The following is an 18683-nucleotide window of genomic DNA, read 5'->3' as shown; positions in this document are numbered from 1 at the left end:
CCCAACTGGCAACGCTCGACAGCGCCGAACTCGCTCTCTTCTCCACCGGAGAGGTTGCATCACTCAGCACTAAGGCACTTTCCGGCCTTTCTGCAGCGGCTCTGACAAACTTGAGCAGCACGAACGCAGCAGCGCTGATAAAGGCGCAGATCGCGGTGATGTCTTCGGCACAGCTGAACGCTCTTTCATCCGATGCACTCAACACCTTCTCAAGCGACGAGGTGAAAGCCATCAGCGCCAATGCGCTCGCCGGTATCACGGCCAGCAAGCTGACCACGGGTAACATCGCGAACCTGAGCGCGACACAGGCAGCAGCGCTCACCACGACGCAGTTCGCAGCGATGTCGACCGACCAGATCCAGGCGCTGACCTCCACGCAGGTTGCTGGTCTCACCGCGGCTCAGGTTGGCACGCTGAATAGCACGGAACTCGGCCTGTTCACCACAGGTGAGATCACCGCACTCAGCGCGAAGGCTGTTTCCGGCCTGTCCACGGCAGCCATCTCTGGCTTGAGCACGTCGACGGCTCGTGGCATCACAGCGCAGCAACTGCAGGCAATGAACGACGCTCAGGTCGAAGCCGTCATCAAGGCCTATAACGGGGTCTAAGACCTGGCACTTGTCCGAAATCGAGATCAATTTTTGATATCTCGAAGGTAGGACTCGATGACATGGGGCGTCGGCGAGTGCAGATGACGTCCTGACGCAATAGATTACGACGCGGCCAAGAGCCGCGTCGTCGATCTCCAGCTCCAGAATAAACATATGTTGCAAGTGGCCGCCGTGACGTCGGCATTTCCCGCTTCCGCAGCAGGCAGAGAAGCTCGCAGACTTCGTCCTTCACAGGATCGTCCCTTGTCCGTCACATGCAGATCGACTCCGTGACGTGCGCACGTCCGCGTCATTTCTCAGCCCGCGACCCAATCACCACGATCTATCATGGCCGACAATACCGATGGCGCGTGCAAGAATATCTCCGTCGCCGCGATGGAAAGCAAACATCAAAGTATCCGTGCCACTAGAAGCATCGGTCGCAAGCAACCCAAGCAACGCGCGCGGTAAAAACACATCCAGCCACAGGCAAGTTATCTAGAGTAGCTGAAGATCAGCTATTCCTAGCCCTTCCGCTCTGTCGCAGGATGCCATGACCGTCAGTCCCGTCACATCTTCGAACGATCTCGTCGCCCCGTCCGCTCTTGATCTGGCACGACATCAACGTCTGAGCCTGCTCGATCTGATGAGCATAGCGGAAGCCCTGAATGCGGCCGGCCAGCAGGCTGCAGCGGCAGAACTCTACAAGACCTGGGTCGCCTTCAACGACGGCAATCCTGTCATTCACATGGCCTATTTCAATTATGCGGTCACGCTGAACAAACTTGGCGATCGAGCAGGTGCCATCCAGGCTTTCCGCGCGTCCATCAAGGCCGATCCGGACTTTGCTCCAGCCTATATCAATCTCGGGCGTGTGCTGGAGGATGCAGGAATGATCGGCCACGCGGTGGAGCAGTGGTCGCGTTACGCTCAGGCAGCAAAAAACGTCGATGCTGAAGCGGTTGGCAATCGGCATATGGCCTTGCAGAACATTGGTCGTGTTCTGGAGGGAACAGATAAGCTGGAAGAGGCGGAAAGCACATTGCGCCAAGCATTCGAGCTTCGGCCGGACGCGCTCGAATCAGGGCAGCACTGGATATCGTTGCGCCAGCGCCAGTGTAAATGGCCCGTCCTTGAGCCCTCGGCATATGTGCCGGCTCGTAAGATGCTCGACGCCATGTCCTCGCTGACGCTCAGCTGTTACGCCGACGACCCGATGTTCCAGCTCGCGAAGGCCTATCGGTACAGCAAGACATTGGTCGGCCGCCCTGACCTCACGCGCTTCCCGCGCAGAAAACCGAAACAAAAGTCCGGCACCGGTCAGCGGTTGCGCATCGGTTACCTGTCTTCTGATCTGCGCGATCACGCCGTTGGCTTCGCGCTGTGTGAGGTTCTGGAGCTGCACGACAAGAGCAGCGTCGAAGTCTTTGCCTATTACTGCGGTCAAATCCGTACCACCGACAGCACACAGGCCCGGATGAAAGCTGTGGTTGATACATGGCGGGATATTCAGGATCTCGACGATGCAGGGGCAGCGTCGCTGATCATTTCCGACGAGATCGACATTCTGATCGACGTCAATGGCTACACCAAAGACGCTCGCGCGAAGATCTTTTCCTACCGCCCTGCGCCAGTCATCGTCAGTTTCTGCGGCTACCCCGGATCGATGGGAAGCCCATTCCACCAATATCTGATTTCCGACGGCTACATGATCCCGCCGGAGAACGAGATCTACTTTTCGGAGAAGGTGCTTCGCATCGCCTGCGACCAGCCGCTCGACCGTAAACGTCCCATCGCCGACCGGCCAAGCCGTGCTGACGTCGGCCTGCCGGAGGACGCGTTTGTTTATGCCAGCTTCAACGGGATGCAGAAGATCACGGAGACCTGTTTTGCGCGTTGGATGACGATCCTGTCGGAGACGCCCGGCAGCCTGCTGTGGCTTCTGGCGGGGGATGAGACGGCCAACCAGCGTCTGCGCGAGCTTGCCGAACAAAGAGGGGTGTCGGCTCATCGGCTCGTCTTTGCGCCCAAGGTTCCGAACCCGCATCATATCGCTCGCATCGGCGTGGCAGATCTCTTTCTCGACACGTTCCCTTATGGTGCGCATTCCACGGCTTCCGACGCGATCACATCCGGCCTTCCTGTCCTCACCATGCCGGGCAAAACCTTTGCCGCGCGTTTCTGCGCGAGCATCGTTAAAGCAGCCGGCGTGCCGGAAATGATTTGCTCTTCCCCAGAGGACTATGTCGCGCGCGCCATAGCCTTCGAGCGAGACCGCGAAAGCCTGTTGGCCGTTCGAGAGTCGATCGCGCGACAGCGCGACACATGTGTCCTGCGCGACATCCCCGCCTTGGCGCGGCGTCTTGAGGGGCTCTTCTGGCAGATGCAGGGCGAGTGCGAGCGCGGCGAGACGCCGGTTCCGGATCTCACCAATCTCGATCTCTACTATGAAGTGGGGGCTGAAGCCGTGCTCGAGAATATCGAGTTCGAGGATGAGCAGAGCTATCGTAACCGCTACCTCAAGAAGCTCGCCCAACTCCACGACTACGCGCCTATCCCTTATGATCGCCGTCTGTGGCAGAAGCCAGGGAACTGAGCGCCGTCCGCCCAACCAGACAGACAAAAGCCGCGGGGTTGCCTCTTAGCCCCTAACTTAGATGTGGAATACTTGCTGTAGCAAAAATCAGTCGCGAAGTTCAAAGTCATGCGACCGGCTGTCGCGGTGGAAATCTTTCCAGATTTTCCTCGAAGGTGAATCTGAAGCGAAACTTAGGGAGTTTCAAGAATAGATCTATGTTGCCTGCCACGCCTTGAGGACGTGTAAAGCTGTAGGTTTCGATTCCGGCCAAAGCTGCACAAGGTATTGATCTTCGCCGTCAAGCCCGTCTTCACTCAGAGTGTCAAGACCGGAACAGCTTACGCGCACGCCAAGCGGTCCCGCTACCACAGCAAGGCGAGGTGATGTTGATTCATCGTCAGTCATGCCAGCCAGGACGAGCTGACCCGTGGGGCATCTGAATCCGGCATCTACCACATGTTGAAATGTGTCGAGATCGGACGTGGGGCGCTGGTAATGCCACTCAACAGACACAGGTACGCTCATGTTGCGCGCGGTATGGATAATGATCCCATTAGGCCCGGCCATTAGACGGTGCGCAATGCTCTCTTCGGTGTAGTCATCTGGCAATTCCGAGTGAGCCTCGTCGCGGAGATATATCTGGAAGTAGTCGGCGAAAATGACGCCGTGGTAAAGTGTTCTCAATTATGGGCCTCCGATCGTTTCGAAGCAGAGACCTATCCTGCGAAGCCGACGCCGACCTGTTTCTGGCCCAGAGCCTGAAATACGGTCGTGATGATGCCGGCACGGTCGAGACCCGCTTCCGCATACATGGTTTCCGGCTTTGCCTGCTCGACCCACTGGTCGGGCAGGGTCAGCGTGCGAACCTTGATTCCAGTATCCAGAAGACCGGATCCTGCCATGAACTGAAGCACCTGCGCGCCGAAGCCACCGGAAGAACCTTCTTCAATGGTCACGAGAACCTCATGGTGGCTCGTCAGCTGGCGGATGAGGTCGAGATCGAGCGGTTTGGCAAAGCGTGCATCGGCCACGGTGGTGGAAAGCCCTGCGGCATCCAGATCCTCGGCGGCCGCCAGGCATTCGGCTAGACGCGTGCCGAAGGAAAGAAGCGCGATCTTCGAGCCGTCCTTGACGACGCGGCCTTTGCCGATTTCGAGAATTTCGCCGCGGGCCGGCATGTCGACGCCCACACCTTCTCCGCGGGGATAGCGGAAGGAGATCGGGCCCTCGTCATAGGCCGCGGCGGTGCGCACCATGTGCTTCAACTCCGCTTCGTCGGAAGCAGCCATGACCACCATGCCGGGGAGGGTGGCAAGGAACGTGGTATCGAAGGAGCCCGCATGTGTCGGGCCATCGGCGCCGACGAAGCCGGCGCGATCGATCGGAAAACGTACCGGCAGGCCTTGCAACGCCACGTCATGCACCAACTGGTCGTAACCGCGTTGCAGGAAGGTGGAGTAGAGCGCGCAGAAAGGCTTGTAGCCTTCCGCGGCAAGCCCTGCGGCAAAGGTTACGGCATGTTGCTCGGCAATGCCGACATCGAAGGTGCGCTTTGGGAAAAGCTCTGCGAGCTTATCGAGCCCCGTGCCGCTTGGCATGGCAGCCGTGACGCCGACGATCTTGTCGTCGAGCTTTGCTTCCTGCACCAGCGCTTCGGCGAAGACGGTGGTATAGCTCGGCGCGTTCGGCTTTGCTTTAGCCTGCGTGCCGGTGATGACATCGAACTTGTTGACGCCGTGATACTTGTCGGCAGCGGCTTCAGCCGGGGCGTAGCCCTTGCCCTTTTGCGTCACGACATGGATCAGCACTGGACCCTTCTGGTTGTCGCGGACATTGCGCAGCACAGGCAGAAGATGGTCGAATGAATGGCCGTCAATCGGGCCGATATGGTAGAAACCCAGCTCCTCGAAGAGCGTGCCGCCCGTCACATAGCCGCGCGCATGGGTCACGGCGCGGGTGATGGCGCGGTCGATGGTCTTGCCGAGATAGGCCGTCAGCTTCTTGCCGAAGTCGCGGAAGCCCATATAGGTGCGGCCGGATGCAAGGCGCGCCAGATAGGCGCTCATGGCCCCCGTCGGCGGCGCAATCGACATGTCGTTGTCGTTGAGGATCACGATCAGCCGCGCGTCCAGCGCACCGGCATTGTTGAGGGCTTCGAAAGCCATGCCGGCTGACATGGAGCCATCGCCGATAATCGCAATCACCTTGCGGTCGCTGCCGTCAAGTTCTGCCGCAACCGCCATGCCAAGGCCGGCAGAAATCGAGGTGGAGGAATGGCCAGCGCCAAAATCGTCATACTCGCTTTCGGCACGACGGGTGAAGCCGGAAAGGCCGCCTTCCTGGCGTAGCGTCCGGATGCGATCGCGACGGCCGGTCAGGATCTTGTGCGGATAACACTGATGGCCGACGTCGAAGATCAAGCGGTCGTCCGGGGTGTTGAACACCTTGTGTATGGCGATCGTCAGTTCCACGACACCGAGGCCAGCACCAAGATGTCCACCGGTCTTCGAGACCGCATCGATCATTTCGTCGCGCAATTCCCTCGCCAGTTGCGGCAGGTCGCGGTCCTCGACTGCTTTCAGATCGGATGGGAGTTTCACCCGGTCAAGCAATGGTGTGTCTGGCATTCCGGTCAATCGTTCGGCCTTCGTGTTTTCTTTAAAACGCACCCTCAAAATGGGGAGGGCGCAGCCTTCGGCAAGCATGTTCCCGTTCTACAGCATCGGCCCAAAAATCGAAATCGATTTTCGGAAAAGCACGATGCGTAGATTCAAAAGATTAGAGCATCCTTTGTGCGTCAGAAAGGGCGCACGCTGCTCTAACGAATTTCAACCTTTGGGCAAAGGCACAAACTCGTCTTCGTCCCCCGGGACGATGTCGAAACGCCCTGTTCTCCACTCTTCCTTGGCCTGTTCTATGCGTTCTTTTGATGACGAAACGAAGTTCCACCAGATATAACGCCGTGAATTCAACGCAGCACCTCCGAAGAGCATGATGTGACAACCGTCGACGCCACCCTTCAGCGTGATGTCGTCGCCGGCGCGAAAAGCGAGCAACTGATCTGCGGCAAACACATCGCCGGCAACCTCAAGAGAACCGGAGAGAATATAGATCGCCCGTTCCTCGTGATCGGCAGGGAAGGGGAATTTTGCGCCAGGCGTGAGCGAAAGATCGGCGTAGAGCGTGTCGGTGAAGGTTTTTACCGGCGAGCGAAGGCCCGCAAAATCCCCAATGACAACACGTCCGGTTGCGCCAGCAATGTCGATCATCGGCATGGCCTCGCGTTCGGTGTGAGAGAAGTCAGGAGCGATCTCCTCCTTGTCGTCCGGCAGCGCAAGCCACGTCTGCAAACCCGACATGGACAGGGGATGCCCGCGCAGGTTTTCCGGCGTGCGCTCTGAATGCACGATGCCGCGACCGGCCGTCATCAGGTTGATATCGCCTGGTCGAACGACGACCTCCGTCCCCAGACTGTCGCGATGCTTGATTTCGCCATCGAAGAGATAGGTGACGGTGGAAAGCCCAATATGCGGATGCGGCTTGACGTCGAGTGCTTCTCCGGCCTTCAGTATCGCCGGTCCCATCCTGTCGAAGAAGATGAAGGGGCCGACCAAACGGCGGTCGCGCGTCGGCAAGGCGCGCCGCACGGAAAAGCCGCCAATGTCGCTTGCGCGGGGAACGATCAGGTTCTCGATGGCATCACACGCGAAGGCGTCGCCGGCGGCGGGATCATTGCCTGGGAAAAACGACATGGATTGATCCTCCACGGTGATCGATCGGCAGACTAACACGATTTGGTGCCGTGTGTGAGTGTTCTCTGATGAATGCTGCGTGTGGGTGTGCGGGTTCACCGACTATTGTCAGCAGCCGTCAGTCAGCCTGAAAGCGTATGGCGAAGGTTTTCAGCGGAGGTCTTCAAACCGTGGGCGTCATTCGCCGTCCAGCGGCTCGACGCCCTGAGGTTTGCCCGCACGATCAAGACGGATCTTCTCGATGCGCTTTTCGGCGGTTGTTAGAAGTGCTTCGCAATGCTTCTTCAGGGCTTCACCGCGCTCGTAAATGGCAATGGATTCGTCAAGGGCGACATCGCCGCGTTCCAGGCGGGCAACAATGCTTTCCAGCTCGGCGACGGCCTTTTCGAACGAATAACCGCTGACATCGGCTGTGTTGGCATTTTCCGTCATCTTCAACCCTTTATCATTCTCAAGACATGCATGGCTGCCGATTCCGCCAGCCCTTCCAGATCATAACCGCCTTCCAGCAGACTGACGACCCGGTTGCCGGCATATTTGTCCGCCATCTCCAGAATTCGCCCCGTTGCCCAGTCGAAATCCTCACCCACCAGATTGATCTGGGCGAGCGGATCGCGATGATGGGCATCGAAACCGGCGGAGATAATAATGAGGTCAGGCGAGAAATCGGCGATGGCTGGCAGAACCCTGGATTTGAACGCCTCACGGAAATGGTCGCTTCCCGTGTTGGGCGAGAGCGGCGCATTGACGACGTTGTTCTTGACGCCGGTTTCGTTTTTGTCGCCGCTCCAGGGATAAAGCGGCATCTGGTGGGTGGAGCAGAAAAGCACCGAAGCGTCGTTCCAGAAGATATCCTGCGTGCCGTTGCCGTGGTGAACGTCCCAATCCACGATAGCCACGCGCTCCGCACCATGGACTTTCTGCGCGTGACGGGCAGCAATCGCCGCGTTGTTGAAAAGACAGAAACCCATCGCCTTTTCGGTTTCCGCGTGGTGACCGGGTGGGCGGCTCGCAACGAAGACATTGTCGGCTTCCCCCTTGAACACGTCATCCACGGCGGCCATCGCGGCACCAATCCCGGTCAGCGCTGCCTGCAGGCTTTTCGGTGAGGCATAGGTATCCGCCTCGATGCGGTTAATCTCGCCTTCTTCTTCCGGAATCTGGCGCATCACGGAAAGAAGATGGCTTTCCGGATGGGCGAGAAGCACCGCATCTTCATTGGCCTGAGGGGCTTGCTTACGAACCAGTCGCTCGAAATTCGGATGTTCAAGCGCGATGTTCAGCGAGCGCAGCCGGTCCGGTCGCTCGGGATGCCCCTCCGGGGTAATGTGTTCCAGGAAGATCGGATGCTCGTAAAGCCGTGTGGCCATGGGTCGCTTACTCCTGAAACGCGTGAAGGTTTGGATTAGGTCCGCTGCGGCAGCAACGGATAGCCAGCCATGACCGCGCGCCCGGCAAGGGCTGCCAAGACGGCCTTGATCAGGTCACCCGGTATAAAGGCCATGGAGCCGATGAACGCTTTGCTGAAACCGATACCGGTTGCGAAAGCGAGATAAGTGATGCCGAAAGCATAAAGAACGACGACGCCACCAGCGACACTGGCGAGGAAAAAGCCAATGCCTTGCGTTAGTGCGGGCTGGCCCGCTTTGACGAAGCGCTCGGAAAGGGTGCCGGTCACGAAAGCAGCGGCGATCCAGCCAATCAGATAGCCCGTGGTCGGGGTGGTAAAGATCGAAAGGCCACCTCTGCCGCCGGACAGCACCGGAAGGCCGATCGCCGCAATCAGGATCGTCAGCAGCACGGCAAGCGTGCCTCGCTTTGCGCCAAGGACGACGCCGGCCAGCATAACACCCAGCGACTGGGCCGTGATTGGAACCGGAATGATGCCGAGTGTAATGGGCGGCAACAGGCCAAGCGCAATGATGATGGCTGAAAACAGCGATATCAGAACCAGGTCACGGGTGGTCATGGGCATCTCCCTTTTGTCTGAGTGAGGTTTGACCTCTGAAGCCGCGCGCGTCAATGGCATCCGCAATCGCGTCGGCATCCTTCAACGTCATTATGATGAGTGGGACGAGTATGCTTTTGAGCTTCATACGGCTGCCGCGTGCACGGTGTGCATCGCTCAACGTGTGATATCGGCTGACGATCTCGGGGACGAAGCGAACCACAAGGCCAACCGCAAGGCCCACATCGGCTGCCTTTGCCAGGCCGAGCTTCTCAAGTGGGCGAAGGGCATGTGTGATCTCGTCCATGAATTGCGAGATGCTCACACTTGCGGTTACGGCGGTCGCCAGCAATGTCAGAGCGCTCAATCTCAAAAGCGTTACGGCGGCATCCATCGCAGGGATCAGCAGAAAGCTGAACGTGGCGATGATCGCGATCGTCAGAAAGACCGGGCGAAGGCGGGAGAGCGTTTCGCGCAACCCCAGTTGCGCCTGCCAGAGAATGAAGCCTGCCAGAATGACCGCAATGCAAAGGATCAACGGATCACGCGTGAGGAACAGGCCAGCGCTGAAGGCTGCCAGAGTCAGCAGCTTCACGCGGGGCGAAAGCCTGTAGAGCCAGCCCGTTCCCTCGGCGTAAAGGCTTCTCATGAGAGCGCGATCTCCCGGTACCGGGCAATCACCTCTTCCGGTTCGCCATCCAGAACAAGCGTAGCCTGATGAAAGAGCAGAACGCGGTCGAACGTTTGAAGCAGGGGCAGGTCATGGGTAATGACGAGCACATTCTGCTCCAAGCCGAGGATCGTCCGCTCCACCACCGCGCGGTTCTTCAGATCGAGCTGGTTCGTTGGCTCGTCCAGGATCAGGATGTTTGGGCCGGTGATGGACAGCGCCGCAAGCGCTGCAAGCTGCAACTCGCCACCCGATAGTTCATGGGCACGGCGATCTGAAAGATGGGCGATGCCGAAACGCTGCAAGGTTGCCGCCACAGCCTCATCGACAGCGATTTTGCCGACGCCGCGGTTCTTCAGTCCAAACGCGATGTCGTCGCGGATGATCGGCAGGATGATCTGGTTTTGCGGGTTCTGGAAGACAAAGCCCACCTGTTTCAAGACAGCATCGGCATCCTTGATCGTATCAAGCCCATTGACGATGACCCTGCCGGTGCTGGGCTTGGTAAGGCCGTTGATCAATCGGGCGAAGGTGGTCTTGCCCGAGCCATTCAGGCCGATCACGCCAATGCGTCGCTCCGATAGCGAAAGATCGAGTGGCGCAAGCGCTGTTCGCCCCTCGAAGGTCACACCTGCATTCTGGAACTGAATGTCCACGCCGCTTCCCTTATCGTCCGTTGCGCTTCTATAAACACAAAGACGCCTTGACGAAATCAAGAACAAAAAAAGAACATTGATTTCGAGGCGGGAGACTCCTAGAGTTCAGGGCATGGCGATTCTGGTTTCCAACGAAGCGGCGCGGCGTATTTTCCTAGCGAGACAGGGTCTTTCGGCGCCGCCGAACAGGGCGCTGTCGAAGGATGGATTGCTCGAACTTATCACGACACTGGGTTTCGTGCAGGTGGATAGCATCGCCACGGTGGAGCGAGCCCACCACCAGATCATCTTTTCCAGAAACCAGACCTACAAGCGGGAGCATCTGACCGCGCTCCTGGAAAAAGACCGAACGCTTTTTGAGCACTGGACGCATGATGCATCGATCGTTCCGACAGCCTTCTATCCCTATTGGAAACATCGATTCCGTCGCCGCGAGCCGATCATGCAGGAGCGCTGGCGCAAATGGCACGGGGAGGGGTTCGATTCCGCCTTTGAGGAAACCTATCGGCACATTGCCGAAAACGGTGCCGTCATGTCGCGCGACATGAAGGCAGAGGATCATCAATCCGGTGGCTGGTGGAACTGGCATCCTTCCAAGACGGCGCTTGAATATATGTGGCACACCGGCAGGCTTTCGATTGCCCGCCGTGTGAACTTTCAGAAGGTTTACGATCTCTCAGAACGCGTCATTCTGAAGGAGCATTACGATCGGGACGTCAGCCACGAAGGGTTCATCGATTGGGCCTGCCGTGAGGCACTGTCCCGGCTGGGCTTTGCGACATCGGGAGAGATTTCCGCTTTCTTCGATCTGGTAACGCCGAATGAGGCGAAGGGCTGGGTGATGTCTCACCGGGACGAACTGGTCGAGGTTTCGCTGATCTCTGCCAATGGCGCCAAAGAGCGCGCATCCTACGCCTTTTCGAGTTTCGCACAGGAGATGGAGGCGGAGGCGTCACTCGAGCCGCCGCAGCGGGTCCGGGTTCTCAGCCCCTTCGATCCGCTGTTGCGCAACCGCGCCCGCACCGAACGCCTTTTCGGTTTCTTCTATCGTATCGAAGTCTTCGTGCCGGAGCCGAAGCGCCAATATGGCTACTATGTCTTCCCGCTTCTCGAAGGCGATCGCATGATCGGACGCATCGACATGAAGGCCGAGCGCAAGAACGGTTCGCTCGACGTCAGAAGGCTCTGGCTGGAAAAGGGCGTGCGACCGTCATCCGGTCGGTTGGAAAAGCTGGATGCCGAATTGAATCGGCTGGCAAAATTCACCGGCGTTGAGAGTGTGCGGTATCTCGATGGCTGGCTGGCAGGCCCGGACGATACCGCGCCTGCCGGTCTTGCAATTAGCAAAGCTCCGTCGAAGCAATCTTGATGCCGAAACCTTCCAGGCCCACGTAGTGACGCTCGCGCGTGGTCAAGAGCTTGATGGAGCTGATGCCCAGGTCTTTCAGAATCTGCGCGCCAAGCCCGATTTCCAGCCATTCTTCTTCGCGAGAACGGGCCTGTTCGTGCGATTCGTCCGCATCACGCGACTTGCGCCGGCCCTCGACCTTGCCAACGCCGACCGAGCCCTCGCGAAGATAGACGATGACGCCGCGGCCTTCTTCGGCAATCTTCTGCATGTAATGGCGCACCGGCTGCTTGCTGCCGAAGATATCGTCGGCCACATTCTCCGGATGCAGGCGGACCGGAATATCGACGCCATCGCGAATATCGCCAAAGATCACCGCCATATGCTGCATCGGATCCCAGGGCAGGGAATAGGTCTGCGCCTTGGCGGGACCGAAAGGCGTGTCGATGGTGACCTGACTTTCCATCTCCACCAGCGTCTCCTTGCGCTGGCGGTAGGCGATCAGGTCGGCAACCGAGACCTGCTTGAGACCGTGGGTTTCGGCAAAGTTCGAAACCTGCGGACCGCGCATGACGCTGCCATCGTCATTGACGAGCTCGCAGATGACGCCGATCGGCGGCAGTCCGGCAAGCTTGCAGAGATCGACAGCTGCTTCCGTGTGACCGGAGCGCATCAGCACCCCGCCTTCGCGTGACACCAGCGGGAAGATGTGGCCGGGACGGGTGAAGTCCGCCGGGCCGACATTAGGGTTGGCAAGATTGCGCACCGTCAGGGTGCGATCATCCGCCGAGATGCCCGTGGTGGTTCCGTGCTTGAAATCGACCGAGACCGTGAAGGCGGTCGTATGGGCGCTGTCGTTTTCGGAAACCATGGCGTTGAGGTTCAGCCTCTTGGCTTCCTCGCGCGGCATGGGGGCGCAGACGATGCCGGAGGTGTGGCGCACGATGAAAGCCATCTTTTCACCGGTGCAATGCACCGCGGCAACGATGAGATCGCCTTCGTTCTCGCGCCCGTCATCATCCATGACCACAACGATCTCGCCTGCCTCGAAGGCGCGGATCGCTTCAACGACGCGTTTCTGATCGTATGCCATGCTGTTTCTCCTGTTTATTTCAGTCTGCCGGTCTGGCCGCGGTCGCGCAGGTAATGGTCGGCCACAGTGCAGGCAACCATCGCTTCGCCGATTGGAACGGCGCGAATGCCGACGCAGGGGTCGTGACGACCCTTGGTGCGGACATCGACATTATTGCCATCGGCATCGATGGACTGGCGTTCGGTGAGGATCGAAGAGGTGGGCTTGATGGCAAAGCGTGCAACGATCGGCTGACCAGTCGCAATGCCGCCCAGAATGCCGCCCGCGTGGTTCGACAGGAAAAACGGCTGGCCGTCATTGCCCATGCGCATCTCGTCGGCATTTTCCTCGCCGCTGAGTTCCGCAGACGCAAAGCCTTCGCCGATCTCGACACCCTTGACGGCGTTGATCGACATCAGATTGGAGGCGATATCCTGATCGAGCTTGGCGTAGATCGGCGCACCGATGCCTGCGGGAACGCCCTCGGCAACCACTTCCACCACAGCACCGATGGAAGAGCCCGCTTTGCGGATTGTATCGAGATAGTCTTCCCAGATCGGCACTATGTCAGGGTCCGGGCAGAAGAACGGGTTCTCGTTAACCTGTGCCCAATCCCAGTTGTCGCGGTTGATCTTGTGCTTGCCGATTTGCACGAGGGCTGCGCGAACGGTCATTCCAGGCACCACTTTGCGGGCAAGGGCACCGGCCGCGACACGTGCCGCGGTTTCGCGCGCAGAGGAGCGCCCGCCGCCGCGGTAATCGCGAATACCGTATTTGAGGTCATAGGTGAAATCTGCGTGGCCTGGACGGTAGCGCTTGGCGATCTCGCCGTAATCCTTGGAACGCTGGTCGGTGTTTTCGATCAGCATGGAAACCGGAGTGCCGGTGGTGATCATGGTCTCGCCATCCTCATCCAGCATCACGCCGGAAAGAACCTTGACGATGTCGTCTTCGCGTCTTTGCGTGACGAAGCGGCTCTGGCCAGGCTTGCGCTTGTCCATCCAGGCTTGCACTTCCGCGAGCGTGAAGCGAATGCCGGGAGGGCAGCCATCCACCACACAGCCCAGCGCCGGACCATGGCTTTCGCCCCAGGTGGAAACGCGGAATAGGTGACCGAACGTGTTATGCGACATGACAATAAAACCAGACCAGGCAGCGTTTCCTGTAGAGAGACGCGAAATTTACAAAAATGCGCGGTCATCTCCTTAGTGGAAAATACCTGGAAGGCAAAAGCCTTTCTTTGATCGGACTAGGGCCGCCTGCATCAGGACACGCGACGCAGTTCCTGTTGCATGGCATAGGCTGAAAATTCTTGAGCCGGTAGGGGCGCCGCGAAGGCATAGCCTTGCAGAATATCGCAACCCATGTCTTTCAGCATAGCGGCATGTTCCATCGTTTCCACGCCTTCAGCCACGGTCTCGACACCAAGCGAGCGGGCAATGTCTATGATCGAGCGGACCAGCGCCCGTTCCTGCGGCGAACCGAGGATTGGCATGACGAGCTGACGGTCGATCTTGAGGCGCTTCGGCTTGAGGCGCAGCAGGCTGATGAGCGAGGTATGTCCGGTGCCGAAATCATCAATCTCGATGTCGATGCCGAGTTCTTTGACCTGGTCGAGATTTTGAACCACCTGCTCGTCGCTATCGTCGAGAAAGATGGATTCGACCAGTTCGAAGACGACTTCGCCAGGCATGATGTAAAGTTGGTGGAGGCTTTCGAGCAACTGCGCGTCGTGCAGGCGACGGATTGAAACGTTGACCGAGACACGCGGGATTTCCAAGCCCTTCAGGCTCCATAGCCGTCTGTCTTGCAGGGCGCTCTGCAACGTCAGGCGGTCGAGCGCCTGAACGACATCCAGCTCTTCCGCGATACCCAGGAACTTGTCCGGCGTCAGCAGACCGCGTGTCGGGTGACGCCAGCGGACCAGCGCTTCCATGCCGGCGATCTCGCCGGTTCTGGCGCAGAGTTGCGGTTGGTACCAGGTTTCGAATTCACCCTTTTCCAACCCCGCCAGGATTTCGTCGGCAATGCGCTTGTGATTGACGATCTCGGCTTGAAGATTTTGCGTGAAGAACTCGTAGCGGTTCCGGCCCATGGCTTTGGCGCGGTAGAGTGCGAGGTCTGCGTTGATGAGGATTTTGCGCGCATCATTGTCTTGGGCGTCGCCAAAGGCGATGCCGATCGAGACGCCGCATCGGCAAGTAAACCCCTGAAAATCGAAGGGATGCTGGAAAGCCGCGATGATATTCGACGCGATGGACGTGACGATGTACTTGTCCGTCACCTGAGAGACGAGGATGACGAACTCGTCCCCGCCAATACGGGCGATAACGCCGGCATCGCCGACATTGAGACGAAGGAGTTCTGCTGCCCTGGCAAGTGTTGCGTCGCCTGCTGCGTGCCCCAGCGTGTCGTTGATCTGTTTGAAGCGGTCGAGATCGAGGTGGAGGATGGCAAAACGTGCCCGGCCAGCTGCGACAGGCGAGGACGTCAGATAGTCCAACTCCAGATCCAGCTTTCGCCGGTTTGCGAGCCCGGTCAGTGGATCGTGCAGCGCGTTGTGCTCGATATGTGACTTCGCCTCGATCAGCTCCGCATTGCGTGCCTCGGCCTCTTCCTTTGCGGCCTTCAGCTCGTCGGCAAGGCGCACATCTGCGGTGATGTCGAAAGCAATGCCGATGACCTTGCGAAGTCCATCCCGGTCAATATGGATGCTGCCCACGGAGCGAACGTAGCGCACCTCTTCGTCTTGAAGCAGCACGCGCTGAATGCTCGAGAAGGGTTCGTTGTTGGCCGCGCATCGGTCGGCGTCCGCAGATGCCTTATCCCGGTCATCTGGATGAAGACAGTTCAGCCACGTCGCTCGATCCGTATAGCCGGTTGTATAGTCCAGCCCATAGAGCTGGTGCATACGGCGGTCCCAATAGGAATGGTCGGTCGAGAGATTGGCTTCCCATATGCCGCAATTGTAGGATTGGAGCGCGAAGTCGAGCCGCCGCGACAGTTCCATGAGATCGTGTTCACGGGAAGACAGTTCCTGAAGCGCAAGCTCGAGTTCGGCGTTCTTCACGTGACTGCTATAGACGGAGTTCTTTAGTGTCTCCGCCACCTGCATATCCGAGGTCACATCCCAGATGATCCCGCTCGTGTGACGCGCGCCATCCGCTGTGCTGTAGTTTGAGCCTGCCGCTCGCAGATAGCGTGGTTCGCCAGAGCGCAATTGGACACGGTAGACTTCGGAGTGGGTCTCCTCTCCCTGAGTGCAGTGGGTCAGAAAGTCCGTGATCTTTATTCGGTCTTCCGGAACGACCGCTTCCAGCCATCGTGATAGAGAAAATTCGTTCTCCGTCGTTGGATAACCATGCAGTCCCGCGGCCCGCCCATCAAGGTAGCATGCGTCGTCACCATTCAGTTCCCAAAGGCCAATATTGGACGAATCCATCGCGAGCTTGAAGCGTTGGGAGAGTTCGAGAAGCTTGCTCTCGCGAATGTGGATCATTGTCAGATTGTGGTTTCGCTCGGCAACCAGAAGCAGAATGATCGTCAGAGGCAACGCAATCCAGAAGGAAGCCGGGTCGATAAAGTAGATCAGCGCAAGCGATACTCCCGCCGAAGCTCCGAACAGCATCTTTTTCCGTGTGCTCTTCTCGCGGACACTACGCGAAAATGTCGATGCTGATGCCACGTCGGAGAGTCCTCAGTCCATGCCTGGAAAACAATTCTTGCCGACAACTCTAAAAGATAATCTAAAACAAATAGTATAGCAGACCGCACGCGCTTGTTTTCAGGGGCCAAGATACAAAAAAAGTCTAAGCGCTTGATATTGGTTAAAATCCATTCACCAATTATACCGAAATTGACATTGTTACGGGCAAATTCCGCCACATTCGGGAGAGAAATCTTGTCGCATGCAAAACTCGTAAAGAGCCTGAAGGAGGCTAGAACCATGCGCTTGATGATTGCCGCACTTTTAGCCACTGCAAATCTGTTTGCCCCTCTGAACAGCTTTGCCCAGAGCGTCGATGTCGAGTCGACCATCAGCAAGGTTGACGTGAAGGGCCTGAACATCACACTTGCCGACGGCAAGAATTACAAAGTGCCGGAAGAGTTCAATTTCGAAGGCCTGCAGCCCGGCGTGAAGGTTCTGGTGTTCTACACCGAAGTCGACGGCAAGCGCGTCGTGGACGATCTCGAGGTCGTGCAGTAAGCCTGTGTCGCGTTCAGACCGTTGCTTTGGTTAGGCTGTGAAACAAAGCACGATTTACTTCGGCATTTCCAACTATCGCAAGCATTGGGCACGCAGATCCGAAATCAATTTTGGCGCGTCGGTCAATTCGAAACCCGTCCTGTATTCCACTCGCGCTTCGGATGCGGGGAGGCTTGCCCAATCGGCGCCTGGCGTGAGCGCGACAAGGAGCTTCGGTTGCTGGCAACATTGCATGGCGCAAGCAAAACTGTGCAGCGCTTTGCGATAACGAATGCGACAGAAGAAGGACCTGAAGCATAAGGAGCGAATCTGAAAGATCGCGATACGCTTTAGACGGTCTCCCTGACATCCACCCATTCGGCCAGATTCTTGTCGGTCTCGACCTTCAAAATCTTGTCTTGCGGAATGGGAATCTCGGCCGCTTCGTCCTTGTCCATGCCGGAGACCAGCCGGAACATGCTGCGGATCACGCCGCCGTGGCAAACACAGACGGTCTTGCGCTCGACGGACGAAAGCCAGGCGCCGATGCGCCAGGACAGGATTTCGTAGCTTTCGGCGTTCTGGCCCGGCGGAATAAAGTCCCACTTTGCGGCTTTCCGGGCCCTGACGCGGTCGGGAAAGGAAAGCTTGAGCTCGGGCAGCGTGTACCCTTCCCAATCACCGAATGACACTTCAACGAGGCGTTCGTCGGTGCGGTAATCGGTGGGGTCGAGGCCCATGGCACCGCGCAGAAGCTCCATCGTTTCACGCGTGCGGCCCAAGGGACTTGCCACGTAATCGAAGTCTGGGGCTGTCGGGCCTAGGATGGCGGAGAGAGTTTTGCCGTTGCCGACGGCCTGGGAGCGGCCGAAGTCGTTGAGCGGAATGTCCTTTTGGCCCTGAAGCCTCCTGATCGCGTTCCAGTCTGTCTGTCCGTGGCGGATAACATAGACCAGCACTGCACACCCCTGCTTTTTTAACTCTGTCCTTTAAAGACGTGACGGCGCCGCACGTCAAAAATGAGGCGGCGCCAATCGTTATTGCTGAACAATGTTAGTCTTTTACGACGGAGATATCGGGCGCGTCTACAGCCTTCATGCCGATCGCGTGATAGCCTGAATCCACGTGATGCACTTCGCCGGTCACGCCGGTGGAGAGATCAGACAGCAGGTAAAGCGCGGACTTGCCGACTTCCTCGATGGAAACAGTGCGCTTCAGCGGCGCGTTATACTCGTTCCACTTCAAGATATAGCGGAAATCGCCGATACCGGCGGCGGCAAGTGTCTTGATCGGGCCGGCGGAGACGGCGTTGACGCGAATACCGCGGTTGCCGAGATCGACCGCCAGATAGCGCACGCTGGCCTCGAGCGCCGCCTTGGCAACGCCCATGACGTTGTAGTTCGGCATGACTTTCTCGGCGCCATAATAGGTCAGCGTCACCATCGAGCCACCGTCATTCATGATCGGCTCGGCGCGCTTTGCAACGGCGGCCAAAGAATAGACGGAGATGTCCATGGTGCGGTTGAAGTTGTCGCGACTCGTGTCGAGGTAGCGACCCGTCAATTCGTCCTTGTCGGAAAAGGCGATGGCGTGCACGACGAAGTCGATCTTGCCCCAATGCGCTTCGAGATTCGAGAAAACGGTATCCAACGTTTCGAGATCGGTCACATCGCAATGGCCAGCCATGAAGGCGCCAAGTTCCTGGGCGAGAGGCTCGACGCGCTTCTTCAATGCATCACCCTGCCAGGTGAAGGCAAGTTCGGCACCCGCATCGGCGCAGGCCTTGGCAATGCCCCAGGCAATCGAACGATTGTTTGCGACGCCCATGATGAGACCGCGCTTGCCAGCCATCAGGCCGGATGTCTGAGCCATGTAATGCTCCC

At 58.2% G+C, this 18683-nt stretch carries 15 protein-coding genes and 2 pseudogenes; 4 read left to right on the top strand and 13 right to left on the bottom strand.

Annotated features, from left to right (window positions below):
• Both ACTJK5_RS08865 and ACTJK5_RS08860 read left to right on the top strand, forming a co-directional pair.
• A pseudogene (locus ACTJK5_RS08865) lies at positions 1-608 on the top strand (ice nucleation-like protein); the annotation flags it as partial.
• 535 nt (positions 609-1143) lie between these two features.
• Positions 1144-3186: an O-linked N-acetylglucosamine transferase, SPINDLY family protein gene (locus tag ACTJK5_RS08860; protein WP_440612191.1), complete on the top strand. Its 2043-nt coding sequence runs from the start codon at positions 1144-1146 to the stop codon at positions 3184-3186.
• Positions 3187-3381: 195 nt separating this feature from the next.
• On the opposite strand, the gene ACTJK5_RS08855 is transcribed toward ACTJK5_RS08860, so the two are convergent.
• From ACTJK5_RS08855 to ACTJK5_RS08820, 8 genes are all read right to left on the bottom strand, one after another.
• Positions 3382-3852: a hypothetical protein gene (locus ACTJK5_RS08855; RefSeq protein ID WP_335322803.1), complete on the bottom strand. Its 471-nt coding sequence runs from the start codon at positions 3850-3852 to the stop codon at positions 3382-3384.
• A gap of 32 nt (positions 3853-3884) precedes the next feature.
• The gene (dxs, locus tag ACTJK5_RS08850) at positions 3885-5804 is read right to left on the bottom strand and encodes a 1-deoxy-D-xylulose-5-phosphate synthase (RefSeq protein ID WP_440612190.1); all 1920 of its coding nucleotides are present in this window, start codon (positions 5802-5804) and stop codon (positions 3885-3887) included.
• 192 nt (positions 5805-5996) lie between these two features.
• Entirely contained in the window at positions 5997-6920 is a 924-nt protein-coding gene (locus ACTJK5_RS08845) for a pirin family protein (protein WP_335322801.1), read from the bottom strand.
• Positions 6921-7097: 177 nt separating this feature from the next.
• A complete protein-coding gene (locus tag ACTJK5_RS08840; RefSeq protein WP_037171757.1) occupies positions 7098-7352 on the bottom strand; it encodes an exodeoxyribonuclease VII small subunit in 255 nt (84 codons plus the stop codon).
• A 2-nt stretch (positions 7353-7354) separates the two neighbouring features.
• Positions 7355-8290 (bottom strand): histone deacetylase family protein, encoded by a 936-nt coding sequence (locus ACTJK5_RS08835; protein WP_335322800.1) that lies wholly within the window; start codon positions 8288-8290, stop codon positions 7355-7357.
• Positions 8291-8325: 35 nt separating this feature from the next.
• Positions 8326-8889: a biotin transporter BioY gene (locus ACTJK5_RS08830; protein ID WP_113271976.1), complete on the bottom strand. Its 564-nt coding sequence runs from the start codon at positions 8887-8889 to the stop codon at positions 8326-8328.
• Positions 8876-9517 carry an energy-coupling factor transporter transmembrane component T family protein gene (locus ACTJK5_RS08825; RefSeq protein WP_440612189.1) on the bottom strand — a complete coding sequence of 214 codons (642 nt, stop codon included), beginning with the start codon at positions 9515-9517 and terminating at the stop codon, positions 8876-8878. Before ACTJK5_RS08825 ends, ACTJK5_RS08830 begins: the two co-directional genes overlap by 14 nt.
• Positions 9514-10194, bottom strand: coding sequence for an energy-coupling factor ABC transporter ATP-binding protein (locus ACTJK5_RS08820; protein ID WP_440612188.1), 681 nt, complete (start codon positions 10192-10194; stop codon positions 9514-9516). The genes ACTJK5_RS08825 and ACTJK5_RS08820 overlap by 4 nt, the downstream gene beginning before the upstream one ends.
• A 112-nt stretch (positions 10195-10306) precedes the next feature.
• Here ACTJK5_RS08820 and ACTJK5_RS08815 point away from each other — a divergent pair, with 112 nt between their 5' ends.
• On the top strand, positions 10307-11563 hold the full coding sequence (locus tag ACTJK5_RS08815) for a winged helix-turn-helix domain-containing protein (protein WP_440612187.1): 1257 nt from the start codon (positions 10307-10309) through the stop codon (positions 11561-11563).
• Here the strand turns inward: ACTJK5_RS08815 and ribB are convergent.
• The 3 genes and pseudogenes from ribB to ACTJK5_RS08800 all read right to left on the bottom strand — a co-directional run.
• A complete protein-coding gene (ribB, locus tag ACTJK5_RS08810; RefSeq protein WP_440612186.1) occupies positions 11535-12635 on the bottom strand; it encodes a 3,4-dihydroxy-2-butanone-4-phosphate synthase in 1101 nt (366 codons plus the stop codon). The two genes, ACTJK5_RS08815 and ribB, sit on opposite strands and share 29 nt — an antisense overlap.
• A 14-nt stretch (positions 12636-12649) precedes the next feature.
• The gene (gene aroC, locus ACTJK5_RS08805) at positions 12650-13747 is read right to left on the bottom strand and encodes a chorismate synthase (protein WP_440612185.1); all 1098 of its coding nucleotides are present in this window, start codon (positions 13745-13747) and stop codon (positions 12650-12652) included.
• Positions 13748-13878: 131 nt separating this feature from the next.
• Positions 13879-15780 (bottom strand): annotated as a pseudogene (locus tag ACTJK5_RS08800) (bifunctional diguanylate cyclase/phosphodiesterase); the annotation flags it as partial.
• 780 nt (positions 15781-16560) lie between these two features.
• Here ACTJK5_RS08800 and ACTJK5_RS08795 point away from each other — a divergent pair.
• On the top strand, positions 16561-16821 hold the full coding sequence (locus ACTJK5_RS08795; protein WP_062425904.1) for a DUF1344 domain-containing protein: 261 nt from the start codon (positions 16561-16563) through the stop codon (positions 16819-16821).
• A 329-nt stretch (positions 16822-17150) separates the two neighbouring features.
• Here the strand turns inward: ACTJK5_RS08795 and ACTJK5_RS08790 are convergent, their stop codons facing one another.
• Both ACTJK5_RS08790 and fabI read right to left on the bottom strand, forming a co-directional pair.
• Positions 17151-17759 (bottom strand): histidine phosphatase family protein, encoded by a 609-nt coding sequence (locus tag ACTJK5_RS08790; RefSeq protein ID WP_313555122.1) that lies wholly within the window; start codon positions 17757-17759, stop codon positions 17151-17153.
• A gap of 94 nt (positions 17760-17853) precedes the next feature.
• Positions 17854-18672 carry an enoyl-ACP reductase FabI gene (gene fabI / locus ACTJK5_RS08785; RefSeq protein ID WP_062425901.1) on the bottom strand — a complete coding sequence of 273 codons (819 nt, stop codon included), beginning with the start codon at positions 18670-18672 and terminating at the stop codon, positions 17854-17856.
• Between the last annotated feature and the right edge of the window lie 11 nt (positions 18673-18683).

Origin of the sequence: Agrobacterium sp. 22094 (genome assembly GCF_052046015.1) — a bacterium.
GTDB lineage: Bacteria > Pseudomonadota > Alphaproteobacteria > Rhizobiales > Rhizobiaceae > Agrobacterium > Agrobacterium cavarae.
The sequence above is the reverse complement of the archived record's forward strand: the minus strand, read 5'-3'. Positions and strand labels throughout refer to the sequence as shown.

What these genes read in the sequence shown, in the direction of transcription:
- ACTJK5_RS08860 (WP_440612191.1), top strand. Translation starts at nt 1,144, where the DNA reads ATGACCGTCAGTCCCGTCACATCTTCGAACGATCTCGTCGCCCCGTCC.
- ACTJK5_RS08845 (WP_335322801.1), bottom strand. Translation starts at nt 6,920, where the DNA reads ATGTCGTTTTTCCCAGGCAATGATCCCGCCGCCGGCGACGCCTTCGCG.
- ACTJK5_RS08840 (WP_037171757.1), bottom strand. Translation starts at nt 7,352, where the DNA reads ATGACGGAAAATGCCAACACAGCCGATGTCAGCGGTTATTCGTTCGAA.
- ACTJK5_RS08835 (WP_335322800.1), bottom strand. Translation starts at nt 8,290, where the DNA reads ATGGCCACACGGCTTTACGAGCATCCGATCTTCCTGGAACACATTACC.
- ACTJK5_RS08830 (WP_113271976.1), bottom strand. Translation starts at nt 8,889, where the DNA reads ATGACCACCCGTGACCTGGTTCTGATATCGCTGTTTTCAGCCATCATC.
- ACTJK5_RS08825 (WP_440612189.1), bottom strand. Translation starts at nt 9,517, where the DNA reads ATGAGAAGCCTTTACGCCGAGGGAACGGGCTGGCTCTACAGGCTTTCG.
- ACTJK5_RS08815 (WP_440612187.1), top strand. Translation starts at nt 10,307, where the DNA reads ATGGCGATTCTGGTTTCCAACGAAGCGGCGCGGCGTATTTTCCTAGCG.
- ribB (WP_440612186.1), bottom strand. Translation starts at nt 12,635, where the DNA reads ATGGCATACGATCAGAAACGCGTCGTTGAAGCGATCCGCGCCTTCGAG.
- aroC (WP_440612185.1), bottom strand. Translation starts at nt 13,747, where the DNA reads ATGTCGCATAACACGTTCGGTCACCTATTCCGCGTTTCCACCTGGGGC.
- ACTJK5_RS08795 (WP_062425904.1), top strand. Translation starts at nt 16,561, where the DNA reads ATGCGCTTGATGATTGCCGCACTTTTAGCCACTGCAAATCTGTTTGCC.
- fabI (WP_062425901.1), bottom strand. Translation starts at nt 18,672, where the DNA reads ATGGCTCAGACATCCGGCCTGATGGCTGGCAAGCGCGGTCTCATCATG.